The following is a 12,532-nucleotide window of genomic DNA, read 5'->3' on the forward strand; positions in this document are numbered from 1 at the left end:
TTTAAGAAGAACGAAAAAGCACACGCCCCGGTAGGATTTCATCGTTGATTTTGGCATAAACTCGTAAACAAGCAGATACTTCTCCCGGCACGCCGCCAGTATCTAGCTGTAAATCATCTTTTGAGAAAGCGTAAACATCGGCATAAATTCCCCACAACGGGCGGATCTGTACTTGGTAACCATTTTCACGGGCTTTTTCAACTGCTCCATCCAGAGTGCGCCGTGCCTCTTGTTGCAGCTTGCCCCACCAAGAAAAGCGATCGCAGGTTGGTAAGTACACTAAAGAGTGAATAGCTTCGTCTAAATCGAGCTTGGCACGTAGAGCTGTAATTGGATCGGCATTGACAGTACCAAGGACACGGTGGAATCTGTCTATGAGTGCTGTAGTATACTTAAGTCTTTCTGATTCTAAATTTAAAGACCTTACACCAAAGCGATCCACGCTTTTGAGGGCATGGTGTAAACTCGTATCTATCTCGGTAAATTTAAGACATATAGTGACAACGCCCGCTAAGATATCTAACTCTGTACCTCGTGTTTGAAGTGTTAACCGCGGATCGAAGTTAATTTTATCTGATAAACACAATCCATTCGCTCTAATATTACCTTTCAAACCAGAGTAGATATATTCATGACGACAAAAAGCCAGCTGTTGCAGAGAAATTTTATCTTCGCAAGCACCTAATTGAGTTACTTCTGTCAAGAGCCGTTCTCGTCTTAAGTGAGCAACCTTTTCCGGAACTCGTAGCAGCAAGCGTTGCATTTCATCCCACAAATCGGCATCATTACTGCCATGAAATTGGTACTCACCAATATAATGTGACAGTTCTTTATCGGCAAGCAAAGCATCACTCATGTGTTTGAGTTGGAGCTCGCCAGTCACCTCAGAGAGAACTGGCTCAAACACATCCTCCCATGAGGTATTTTGAGGCTCTGAAGATGCAGAGAATCTATCAAAAACATTCCCCGCGTCCCCTTGTTCCCGTGTCTCCTTGTCCTCTTCTTTCCCCGTGTTTGTCTCTTTTTCTATTTTTGATTGCAAAATTTCATCCAACTCTTGCAACACTTCCTGACAAATATTACTGCCTGGATCTGTTGTGGATTGTTTGAGTGCTTCTTGTAATTGCGTTCTTAGCCCGCACAAACCCAAGCGCAGTACCCAAGCTAATTTTGAGTCCTCAATATTTAATAACTCGCTGAGGTGCTGCATTGAACCTCCATAAACTTTTTACATTAAACACTGATTATGAACCAAATTCTAATTAAAGCACTTACTATCCGTATTCCAGTGTAGAGCTAATAGTTTGTAAATTTGCTCAAACACTTGTTGTTTCTCCAAAAAGCAATAGACAATTTTTACTACATTCTGAGCTAGGAGAAAAGAACAAAATGCCAGATCAAAATTACTTAACAATTGAAGCGTTTATTACTTTACTAAAACTTTCAAGCTGGTAAATCTGGAAAATAGCTATATTCACACAGCATCATCGGTTGAAGCCAAGGAGGTTAAATTTCGGTAGCGATCGCTTCTGGGCAATCTTGGTGGGTGCTGGAATGAGCAATTGGATTATTTACTACGTCAATACAGATATTTATTAGTTTACACGCAGCTATTTAGGAAATTCTGCCTAGAACAATTATTAGACTGTTTGTATGCCGATACTAACTCAACGTAGTAATCATAGAGCTATGAGCTCGATAATTTCTGGATATGTGCGTAAATTGGCATGAAATTAATCCACTATTACTAGAGCTATGATGAAGCAGAATATAATTTGATTTTGTCACTATTTTTTAGGAGAAAGTCAAGTCAGATGCCCATGTGATTAAATCACACAACGAGGAAATAAAAATATTTCTTTTTCTATTCCCTGTTTCTCGTTCCCTATTTTCAAGACAGAAAGATTAAAAGCCTTGTTATAAACTTGTTATCAAAAAGATTAAAATTAGTTTTTAGAGATGATTATTGATTGTTTAGCGACGATTCCTTTTTATCGCTCAGTTTAACCAAGCTCTCCAAAACATACCAAAGTAAAAGATACAACGCTGTTGTCTTCCAGCGTGCTGCTTGAGGAAGTACTCGCCTAAGCGCGATCACAACAGCAGCATAGAGCACAAGTACACGCAAATCCATTGTTTCTTTTGTTGTCTGTTTGACTTGTTCACTTAAGCTAGACAGAACTGAAGTTAACTTCCTTGGTAACTGTGGTTTTTCGATGAGGGCATCGGTAAGAACAATGCCTAAAGCCTGTAACTTATTCTGAACATCCTCAAAATTAACAATCCTACCAGAGTAGTATATTGTGATAGTACCTGCTTGAGAATTGGTTTTAACTCTATCAACTTGGGGAAAAAAGACTGCTATGGATCTAGCAATCTGTTCAATTGCTTGTAGATGTTGCTGATAAAATCTTAACCTAACTCGACCCGGTGTATTACTAACAACCTGTAAATATATCGGTGTGAATGAGTTATCTGGTGATAATTCCTTCATATATTTTTCTCCAAAATAGAGTATTGTTAGTCTAACAGGGAAGTTTTGCCAACATTATGAGCTTGCAAGGATAACAAAGAACCTAAGAATACTTACCAGTAGTAACCACCTTCCCTCCTCAGCTTACTGCAATTTTTAGCTTTAGTAATGAATTGTTTTGGGACTCACTTAAAGAATAATGCCACTATAAGGTTACTACACCCAGGTAAGAAGCCAGTACCTTGCGAAGATTGTAGCAACTAGTATGGTAAGAAGTATGAGAGTGATATTTGAGGCTAGGAAATGGGTGTAACTTTGTTATAGCCACTCTTAACAAAACATTCAAAAACTAAGTATGCATAAAGCACAATCAGCCGAATAAAATTGGTACCAGATTGATGAATCTAGTACCAAGTAAATTTGCATCAGGGCGTATTTTAAAGTTAGTTATCCTACCGAAGGAATATTAAAATCAGCAGACTTACTATATTTACAAAAATCATGGATGTAGCTGGAAATGCTATTCTTAATTAATTACTTACAAGCTTTTTATTTTTGACTTCTAAACTTATTGTGCCACTCTTAGTTAACTTAACAGCAGCCCACTTGAGTTGAAGTAGTGTTTTTTTCTTTTAAGAGAAATATTTTCGGCTTTGTTAGTAAAAGAATTTTACATCTACTAAATTTAGTATCTACCTTATATTAGGACTTACACAAAATTCCTCTAAAATCCTCTTTCCTTCATTTAATCTGCATTTTCTGCGGTTTATTATTCCATAACTCGTGCGTAAATATTGTTTATATTTTAAATTACTCTTATTTTACTACTTTTACAAATAAAAAACATATTCTTAGAAATTATTTTTATATCTTTACTACTTCCTATTTGTTTCTGGTACAGTTAATAGAAATTAGAAATAGGAAAAAAGCTTTGATTTAATTAGATTAAATTACTATTAAATTCAGTTAAATGTGTTGTATACAATTGGGTTTTTTATTTGTTTGAAATTCTTCATTTACTCTATTAATCCCTGATTTAACTCAGGGGAGTATCAACCAAACCGATAGCCAAAACCCCTCACAGTCACAAGATATTCAGGATTACTAGGATCAAGCTCTAATTTTTCGCGCAACCAACGGATGTGAACATCTACAGTTTTACTATCCCCGACATAATCCAGTCCCCAGATTCTATCGAGTAATTGCTCACGCGACCATACTCGCTGGGAAGAACTCATGAACAACTCTAGCAGGCGGTACTCTTTAGGTGACAGATTCACTTGTTGACCACGAACTAATACACAGTACTCTTGAGTATTCAAGATGATTTCCCTGAACTTGAATATTGCTGTTTGGGGTGAAGAACTTATGCGTTGGCGGCGGAGTAAAGCTCGACACCGAGCCACCAATTCACGCATACTAAAGGGTTTACTCAGGTAGTCATCTGCTCCCATTTCCAACCCCAGAATACGTTCAGGTTCACTACTTTTAGCACTAAGGATTAAAATCGGTACTGGGTTTCCCTGATAACGTAGTAAACGGCAAATATCTAATCCATTAATACCAGGTAGCATCAGATCAAGAATAATTAAGTCACAGCAAAACCCTTCTGTGTCCTGTTCAAAACTCTCAATATATTCTACAGCAGACTGCCCATTAGCAACAGTTACCACTTTATAACCCTGCTCTTGCAATGCTATAGCTAGCATTTCCTGGATTATTTCTTCATCTTCTACAATCAAAATACAACTAGTTTGCCCGATATTAGCTATACCGAAATCCTTGGTAAACTCATGACCGTACATTTATATCACCAAAGTTTGGGACTATACTTGTATTAATCTCAGTGATTGAGCCAACTATACTAATTTCAATGCATCTATAAATTTCCATAACTACCATCTACTAAAATTGAAGTATAGAATCAAGAAATAAGACATCTATAAAAACATAGGTCATTGCTTACAAGTAGTGCTTTTGGTACTTGACTACAAATTTCCAAAGAAAAAGCCCACCATTTAAATGGGCGTTAAGCGGATGAATACTAAGTTTGGCTTTTTAAGTAATTTAGAATTAAAAAATAAGACATTTATAAGGAAATTATAAAGGTACCTTTTCTAGCCCTAAGGAAGAGGAGAAGACAAGGAGAAAATCTTTCCCAGTTTCTTGTGACTAATCTCTCTTCTAAAACGGCGAGTTAGGTAACAGACATGGAATGCGATCGCACTTGCGCCCAATATAGTAAACCTAACAAAGGATACAGGAAAAACTATAGTCTAGCTTGGTGACAAATAATCAAGATATATTGATGAAATATTTGAACTCAAACCTCTCTATTATTAACAATGTACTAGCTTAAAATCTAAAACTGTTTGTAAAATAAAGTTTGAGTAAAAGAATATCTTTTATTTAATTTTAGGTTAATTACAGGTTAAGTGTTATCAACTTATAACATTAAGAATTTTATTAGCAGCTTTTATATTTTTCTTAAAAGAAGCTAAGTTGCTAGCGCAAATAGAATTAAGAAAAAATTAACCAAAAGTTATACTTTAATATCAATTTTAAATATATAATTATCTATCTAAAATTTTTAAGCAAATTAATTTTTGTGCAATCTATTGAATTCTATGTAAATAGAATCTGTAATGCATGAAAAGTCAACTTTTGGAATTTTGGCTTAGATATCTCTGAATAAATTACTAACTTTTATATGGTAGATATAAACGATATATAAAAACAGAATTAAATAAAAAAATGATATATTAAACACTTGAGGCGAATCCTTGTTGTATGCTTAGATTGTGCCAATTAAAAAATTATTATTTCCAAGCTTTACTTGGTGATTGACAACGTTTATCTTAATTGTTTTAGCGCACGTTCACCTGAATTAGCAGAGTATTTTTTGTCAATCAAACTACCTTTTTATTAGATAGGAGTAAATGTAGTAGTATTCTTAGCTAATAGCAAACCGCACCTATCTGAAAATCTGAAAATGATTGATTTAAATACTGAATAATACACTAGAGTAAGGGAAATTAAGCAGCTATTAACAAAAGCCGACGATATTCAGCATTGAGTTCTGAGTTCAAACACACTTGTTAAAGATTCATGTCAGGAGTTTTGCATGAAAGTAGCAGTATTCAGCACCAAATCCTACGATCGCGAGTTTTTGGAAGCAGCAAACATCACTGCCAAGACGAATCACGAGTTTGTTTTTTTTGACACCCAGCTTAATCCTAAAACAACTTCTCTTGCCACTGGATGTCTGGGTGTTTGCGTATTTGTAAATGATGATGTTAGTGCCGAAACTCTTAAACTTCTGGCAGCCCAAGGCACGCGTTTTGTAGCACTACGCTGTACTGGTTTCAACAACGTGGATCTTAAAACAGCGAAAGAATTGGGGATTAAAATTGCACGAGTAACAGCCTACTCTCCCTTTTCAGTGGCTGAACATGCGGCTGGTTTAGTCTTAATGCTAAACCGCAAACTCTATAGAGCTTACAACCGGGTTCGAGATGATAACTTTTCCTTAGAAGGATTGCTGGGATTTGATCTGCATGGTTGTACGGTTGGAATTATTGGCACTGGCAAGATTGGCATAATTTTTGCTCAAATCATGTGTGGATTTGGTTGCCATTTATTAGGATACGATACATTTCCCAATCCCAAGTTTGAAGAGATTGGTGATGCTCGCTATGTGCAATTATCAGAGTTATTTGTCAAAGCAGACATTATTTCCTTACACTGTCCCCTTACTCCAGGAACACATCACTTAATTAACGCAAATGCGATTGAGCAAATGAAGCCTGGAGTAATGCTCATCAACACGAGCCGAGGAGCGCTGATTGATACCAAAGCTGCAATTACCGGCATTAAATCTGGAAAGATTGGTTACCTGGGAATAGATGTTTATGAGAAAGAAGATAACTTATTCTTTGATGATTTATCTGATAGCGTCATTCAGGATGATGTTTTTCAACTGCTGCAATCATTCCCAAATGTAGTGATTACATCTCATCAAGCATTCTTTACCCGCAATGCCCTAACTGACATTGCTAGCACAACAGTCTCGAATTTCACCGAATTTGAGCAAGATCGTCCCCTAACTAATGAGGTTTTCTATCAGCCTCCAGTTCTCGCCACAACTTCTGCTTGAATCAATTGTGTTGGGTTGTTCTTTAAGAGGATAACCTCTACCTCCGCTTTTGTGCGCGACAAGCCAGCACATCTGTCAAAAAACTCATAAATATCAATAAGGAGCATAAACGCAATGGAGATTTTGTATGCGATCGCAACTGAAGTCTTAGACTCACGCGGCAATCCCACAGTAGAAGCAACAGTTATCTTAGAAGATGAAGTCACAGTAGGGACAGCGATCGTTCCCTCCGGTGCATCAACAGGTGAAAAAGAAGCAGTTGAACTGCGGGATAATGATACAAATAGGTACAGCGGCAAGGGTGTATTAAAGGCGGTAGAAAACGTCAACAGCAAAATTGCTCCCAACCTCAAAGGCTTGGAAGTGACAGAACAGCGGGCTATAGATTGCAAAATGCTGGAGTTAGACGGCACTCACAATAAAGGCAATCTGGGTGCAAACGCTATTCTGGCTGTATCAATCGCCGTTGCCAAAGCTGCCGCGAATTCTTTGGATTTACCACTCTACCGTTATCTGGGCGGTACCAATGCCAGCCTCTTGCCCGTTCCCTGTATGAATGTCATCAATGGTGGCAGACACGCCGACAATACCATTGACTTTCAAGAATTCATGATTGCTCCCCACAACGCACCATCATTTGTAGAGTCAATTCGTATGGGCATGGAAACCTTCCATGCACTGCGAGCAATTTTGAAGAGTAAAGGTTACAGCACTGGTGTAGGCGACGAAGGCGGATTTGCACCCGATTTAAAAGCTAATGAAGAAGCAATTGAAGTCATTTTAGAAGCCATTGAGAAAGCTGGCTACAAACCAGGTGAAGATATCTCTATCTGTCTCGATCCAGCAACCAGTGAGATGTGGCAAGACGGGAAATACCTGTTTTTCAAGTCCGATCGCTCCACCAAAACTCCAGAAGAAATGGTGGAACTGTGGAAGTTATGGACAAGTCAGTATCCTATCGTTTCCCTGGAAGATGGCATGGGTGAAAACGATTGGGAAGGCTGGAAAATGCTGACCGAGGCTATTGGCTCCACTGTAGAATTGGTTGGTGATGACTTATTCTGCACAAATGCCAAAATTCTTGCCCAAGGAATTGACAAAGGCATCGCCAATTCTATCTTGATTAAGCTCAATCAGATTGGCACCATCACTGAAACTCTAGACACAATTGAACTAGCCAAGAAGCATCACTACAAGTGTTTTGTCTCCCACCGTTCTGGTGAATCTGAAGATACAACGATCGCCGATCTTGCCGTTGCTACCAATGCCGGACAGATCAAAACCGGTTCCGGTTCTCGTAGTGAGCGGGTTGCCAAATTTAATCAATTAATGCGCATCGAGCGACAGCTGGGTAAGGCAGCTCAATTTGCTGGTAATTCAGCATTCAATTAGCTTTAGTTATTAATTAGGAGGTTTCATCATGTCTACGTTAAGAGTTGGCATTAACGGATTTGGTAGGATTGGACGACTCGTGATGCGTGCCGGGATCAACCATCCCAATGTGGAGTTTGTTGGTATTAACGATTTGGTGCCAGCAGATAACTTGGCTTACCTGTTCAAGTATGACTCTACTCATGGAATGTACCACGGTACAGTAGAGGCAAAAGAAAATGGCATTGTAGTCGATGGGCATTTTATTCCCTGTTTTGCGATCAAGAACCCCGCCGAACTACCTTGGGATAAAGTAGGCGCAGATTATGTAGTAGAATCTACCGGGCTGTTCACCACCTACGAGGGAGCAGAAAACCACATCAAAGCCGGTGCCAAACGAGTAGTAATCTCTGCACCCACCAAAGATCCCGAACGGGTACGGACTTTTGTCGTCGGCGTCAATCATCACCAGTTCGATCCTGCAAAAGATGTGATTGTCTCTAACGCTAGCTGCACAACCAACTGCCTCGCTCCCGTTGCCAAGGTACTCCACGATAACTTCGAGATTACCGAAGGCTTGATGACAACAGTTCACGCGATGACAGCAACCCAACCCACAGTAGATGGCCCTTCTAAAAAAGACTGGCGCGGTGGCAGGGGTGCTTCTCAAAATATTATTCCTTCCTCAACTGGAGCAGCAAAAGCCGTTGCCCTTGTCTTGCCAGAATTGAAAGGCAAACTGACTGGTATGGCTTTCCGCGTCGGTACTCCAGATGTCTCCGTTGTGGATTTAACCTTCAAGACTAACAAAGCCACCAGCTACCAAGAAATCTGCACGGTGATGAAGCAAGCAGCAGAAACCGAGCTAAAAGGCATCTTAGGATACACTGAAGAAGAAGTTGTATCAATGGACTTCCGCACCGATTCTCGTTCCAGTATTTTTGATGCACTGGCAGGCATTGAATTGAATTCAAATTTCTTCAAAGTTGTTTCTTGGTATGACAACGAGTGGGGTTATTCTTGTCGAGTTATAGATTTGATGCTGGAAATGGCAAACAAAGATGGCATCCTCAACCGTGCTGCTTAATTTATAGGAGATAAAATTATGGCAACACTTATCCTGTTAAGGCATGGTCAAAGCCTTTGGAATGCTGCTAATAAGTTCACTGGCTGGGTGGATGTGCCATTAAGCGAGCGGGGGCGGGCAGAAGCCACGATCGCCTCCTGCAAACTTAAAGAAAAAGGCTATTACATTGATGTCTGCTTTACCAGCACCTTGTTCCGCGCAATGGAAACAGCTGTAGTCTGTCTCACTGAGTGCGGCGAAATTTGCGGCGACAAAACACCTATCTTTCAGCACGATCTAGCTGATGAAGATTGGCACGGCTGGAACAAATATGAGAGCAAATTTGACGAAGAGTTACCCATCTTCCCCAGTCCTGCCTTGGGCGAACGTTACTACGGCAAGTTGCAAGGATTGAACAAAGTACAAACTGCCGAGAATTACGGCGAAGCTCAGGTAACACAGTGGCGGCGTTCTTTTTCAGTCCGTCCTCCCGGTGGGGAAAGCTTAGAGGATACGATGAATCGAGCATTACCTTATTTCAAAAATCGCATCTTACCCCATCTCAAACACGGTGATAATGTCTTGGTGGCTGCTCATGGCAACTCCTTGCGCTCCATTATCATGCACTTAGACAATCTTTCTTCTGAAGAAGTACCCCTATTAGAACTGCAAACAGGAGTACCAAACGTTTACGAAATAGATGTATCTGGTGAAGTACTCTCTAAAACGATCCTGAACTGAAAGCAATATTTTTCTGAAGGAATTCAATATGTCCAAAACTCTACTTGAGCAACTGCGTAAAATCACAGTTGTAGTTGCAGACACTGGCGATATTCAAGCAATTGAAACTTTTAAACCACGAGATGCTACTACCAACCCTTCGCTGATTACAGCCGCAGCACAAATGCCTCAATACCGAGAGATTGTAGACGAAACCCTCAAACAGGCAAAAGCTGATGCCGGAGCAGGGGCAACTAATGAAAATGTGCTGTCAATGGCATTTGATCGCCTCGCTGTTTCCTTTGGCAAGCGCATTCTCGACATTGTACCAGGGCGCGTATCCACAGAAGTAGATGCACGTCTGTCTTACGACACTGACGCAACCGTAGAAAAAGGACGCTACCTAATTTCTCAGTACGAAGCACAGGGAATTTCTCGCGATCGCGTCTTGATCAAAATCGCTTCCACTTGGGAAGGTATTCGTGCCGCTGAAGTTTTAGAAAAAGAAGGCATCCACTGCAACTTAACATTATTATTTGGACTACATCAGGCGATCGCCGCTGCCGAAGCAGGTGTGACTCTAATCTCGCCCTTTGTAGGGCGCATTCTGGATTGGTACAAAAAAGAAACTGGCAAAGATTACAGCGCTGCCGAAGATCCAGGAGTTCAGTCGGTTACCCAAATTTATAACTACTACAAAAAGTTCGGCTACAAAACAGAAGTCATGGGAGCCAGCTTCCGCAACATTGGCGAAATTATAGAACTTGCAGGTTGCGATTTACTGACTATCTCTCCTGCCCTTTTAAGCGAATTGCAATCCACAAGCCAACAATTGCAACGCAAACTCGAACCAGCACAAGCAAAGACAACAGCAATTGAGAAAATTGCCATCAATAAAGAAACTTTTGACAAGATGCACAAGAGCGATCGCATGGCATCAGAAAAACTAGAGGAAGGAATTCAAGGTTTTACTAAAGCATTGGTAGCCTTAGAAAAATTACTAGCCAAACGTCTGGCACAATTAGAAGGTGCAGTTGTTCTCAATCACGCCGCAGAAGAAATGTTCCGCGTTTACGACTTAGATGGTGACGGCTTTATTACCCGTGAAGAATGGATGGGATTAGATGCTGTATTTGATGCTATCGATGTCAACAAAGACGGCAAAATTACACCAGAAGAAATTGGAGCTGGATTAGGAGCTGCCTTTCATCTGGTATAAAAAACGGTGTTAGTAATAAGCTTATGCAACCACTCACTCGTAACACAAAAGTAGTCGCTACAATAGGCCCAGCAAGCAGTACACGCGAAGTACTGACAAAGATGATTCAAGCTGGGATGAACGTAGCTCGCTTAAATTTTTCTCACGGTAGCTACGAAGATCATGCCAAAACAATCGCAATGTTGCGATCGCTTGAGAAAGAATTGAATACCCCAGTTACTTTACTGCAAGACTTGCAAGGGCCGAAAATTAGAGTTGGACAGTTACCAAATGGTGTACTCACCTTAACCGAAGGGGAATTGATTACTCTAGTACCAATAGCCAACTTCTCGAATCAACCAAACACAATTTCCATTGACTACCCTAATTTGGCAGAAGATGCTCAACCAGGCAATCAAGTTCTTCTTGATGATGGGCTTTTAGAACTTAAGGTTGAAGAAGTAAAAGCAGATGCTGTACTATGCAGAGTTATTCGAGGAGGTATTCTCAAAAGCCGTAAAGGAGTAAATTTTCCTAATCTCAATTTGCAGTTACCTTCTCTAACTGAAAAAGACTTAAAAGATTTAGACTTTGGCTTATCGCAGGGAATAGATTACATCTCTTTGAGTTTTGTTCGTAGAGCTGAAGATATCCGTACCTTAAAGAATTTGTTAGCACAAAAAGGAGCAGCAGATATACCTGTTGTTGCCAAGCTGGAAAAACCCCAAGCCATCGATAACTTAGAAGCAATTATTGATGAGTGTGACGCAGTGATGGTGGCAAGAGGCGACTTGGGTGTGGAGATGAGTCCGGAGAAAGTTCCCCTTTTGCAAAAGCGGATTATTCGGCTATGCAACCGCAAGGGGATTCCAGTCATCACCGCGACGCAAATGCTCGAAAGTATGACTCACAACCCCCGCCCGACTCGTGCCGAAGCTAGTGACGTAGCCAATGCCATCATTGATGGCACTGATGCAGTGATGCTTTCGGGAGAATCTGCGGTGGGAGAGTTTCCCATCCAGGCAGTGGATATGCTAGTACGAATTGCTACGGATATCGAACCAGATTTAGAATTCGTTAACAATCCACCAGCACAAACGGATGAAACCCACGCTCTGAGTGAAGCTCTCAATGCGATTGTCAACATCATGTCATTGCGTTGCATAGTTACTTTCACCAGTTCGGGATACACAGCCCTATTAGCCGCGGGTGAGCGTCCTAAACTACCCATTGTTGCCTTAACACCCAACTCCAGGATTTACCACCGCTTGAACTTAGTTTGGGGAATTCGACCAATTTTATTAGAACATGAGGTTGAAACATTTGAAGAATTGACTGCACAAGCCCAAGCTATATTGCTACAGCATGATTGGGTTGAACTGGGTGACAAAATATTGATCCTGGGGGGCATTCCTACTAAGCACCCCCAAGGAACAAATTTTCTCAAGATTCACACAATCGAACCTTAAAAATTTTTCTAACCAAGACTTACGCAACAACTCTCTCAAACTCTTATTTCTTTGTGTCCTTTGTGGTTTATTTTAAGTC

Annotated in this window: 9 protein-coding genes; 6 read left to right on the forward strand and 3 right to left on the reverse strand. The window is 40.3% G+C overall.

Going from position 1 to position 12,532, the window contains the following annotated elements; translation table 11 throughout:
* Window position 1: 1 nt before the first annotated feature.
* From U2718_RS18630 to U2718_RS18640, 3 genes are all read right to left on the reverse strand, one after another.
* Window positions 2-1,210: a hypothetical protein gene (locus U2718_RS18630; RefSeq protein WP_342000152.1), complete on the reverse strand. Its 1,209-nt coding sequence runs from the start codon at window positions 1,208-1,210 to the stop codon at window positions 2-4.
* 753 nt (window positions 1,211-1,963) lie between these two features.
* Window positions 1,964-2,494 carry an HMA2 domain-containing protein gene (locus tag U2718_RS18635; protein WP_342000153.1) on the reverse strand — a complete coding sequence of 177 codons (531 nt, stop codon included), beginning with the start codon at window positions 2,492-2,494 and terminating at the stop codon, window positions 1,964-1,966.
* Between the two features lie 1,031 nt (window positions 2,495-3,525).
* Window positions 3,526-4,278 carry a response regulator transcription factor gene (locus U2718_RS18640; protein ID WP_342000155.1) on the reverse strand — a complete coding sequence of 251 codons (753 nt, stop codon included), beginning with the start codon at window positions 4,276-4,278 and terminating at the stop codon, window positions 3,526-3,528.
* A 1,319-nt stretch (window positions 4,279-5,597) separates the two neighbouring features.
* Between U2718_RS18640 and U2718_RS18645 the strand changes: the two genes are divergently transcribed.
* The 6 genes from U2718_RS18645 to pyk all read left to right on the forward strand — a co-directional run bounded on the left by U2718_RS18645 (window position 5,598) and on the right by pyk (window position 12,453).
* A complete protein-coding gene (locus U2718_RS18645) occupies window positions 5,598-6,629 on the forward strand; it encodes a 2-hydroxyacid dehydrogenase (RefSeq protein ID WP_342000156.1) in 1,032 nt (343 codons plus the stop codon).
* 114 nt (window positions 6,630-6,743) lie between these two features.
* Entirely contained in the window at window positions 6,744-8,021 is a 1,278-nt protein-coding gene (eno, locus tag U2718_RS18650) for a phosphopyruvate hydratase (RefSeq protein WP_342000158.1), read from the forward strand.
* Between the two features lie 28 nt (window positions 8,022-8,049).
* Window positions 8,050-9,087, forward strand: coding sequence for a type I glyceraldehyde-3-phosphate dehydrogenase (gene gap / locus U2718_RS18655; RefSeq protein WP_342000160.1), 1,038 nt, complete (start codon window positions 8,050-8,052; stop codon window positions 9,085-9,087).
* 18 nt (window positions 9,088-9,105) lie between these two features.
* Window positions 9,106-9,807, forward strand: a complete 702-nt coding sequence (locus U2718_RS18660) for a 2,3-bisphosphoglycerate-dependent phosphoglycerate mutase (RefSeq protein ID WP_342000162.1) — start codon at window positions 9,106-9,108, stop codon at window positions 9,805-9,807.
* Between the two features lie 28 nt (window positions 9,808-9,835).
* Window positions 9,836-11,005, forward strand: coding sequence for a transaldolase (locus U2718_RS18665; RefSeq protein ID WP_342000164.1), 1,170 nt, complete (start codon window positions 9,836-9,838; stop codon window positions 11,003-11,005).
* 23 nt (window positions 11,006-11,028) lie between these two features.
* A complete protein-coding gene (gene pyk, locus U2718_RS18670) occupies window positions 11,029-12,453 on the forward strand; it encodes a pyruvate kinase (protein WP_342000166.1) in 1,425 nt (474 codons plus the stop codon).
* Window positions 12,454-12,532 lie beyond the last annotated feature (79 nt).

This window comes from Chlorogloeopsis sp. ULAP02 (genome assembly GCF_038404745.2).
GTDB lineage: Bacteria > Cyanobacteriota > Cyanobacteriia > Cyanobacteriales > Nostocaceae > Chlorogloeopsis.

Coding starts and splice junctions, on each gene's coding strand:
- U2718_RS18630 (WP_342000152.1), bottom strand. CDS start 1,210: ATGCAGCACCTCAGCGAGTTATTAAATATTGAGGACTCAAAATTAGCT.
- U2718_RS18635 (WP_342000153.1), bottom strand. CDS start 2,494: ATGAAGGAATTATCACCAGATAACTCATTCACACCGATATATTTACAG.
- U2718_RS18640 (WP_342000155.1), bottom strand. CDS start 4,278: ATGTACGGTCATGAGTTTACCAAGGATTTCGGTATAGCTAATATCGGG.
- U2718_RS18645 (WP_342000156.1), top strand. CDS start 5,598: ATGAAAGTAGCAGTATTCAGCACCAAATCCTACGATCGCGAGTTTTTG.
- eno (WP_342000158.1), top strand. CDS start 6,744: ATGGAGATTTTGTATGCGATCGCAACTGAAGTCTTAGACTCACGCGGC.
- gap (WP_342000160.1), top strand. CDS start 8,050: ATGTCTACGTTAAGAGTTGGCATTAACGGATTTGGTAGGATTGGACGA.
- U2718_RS18660 (WP_342000162.1), top strand. CDS start 9,106: ATGGCAACACTTATCCTGTTAAGGCATGGTCAAAGCCTTTGGAATGCT.
- U2718_RS18665 (WP_342000164.1), top strand. CDS start 9,836: ATGTCCAAAACTCTACTTGAGCAACTGCGTAAAATCACAGTTGTAGTT.
- pyk (WP_342000166.1), top strand. CDS start 11,029: ATGCAACCACTCACTCGTAACACAAAAGTAGTCGCTACAATAGGCCCA.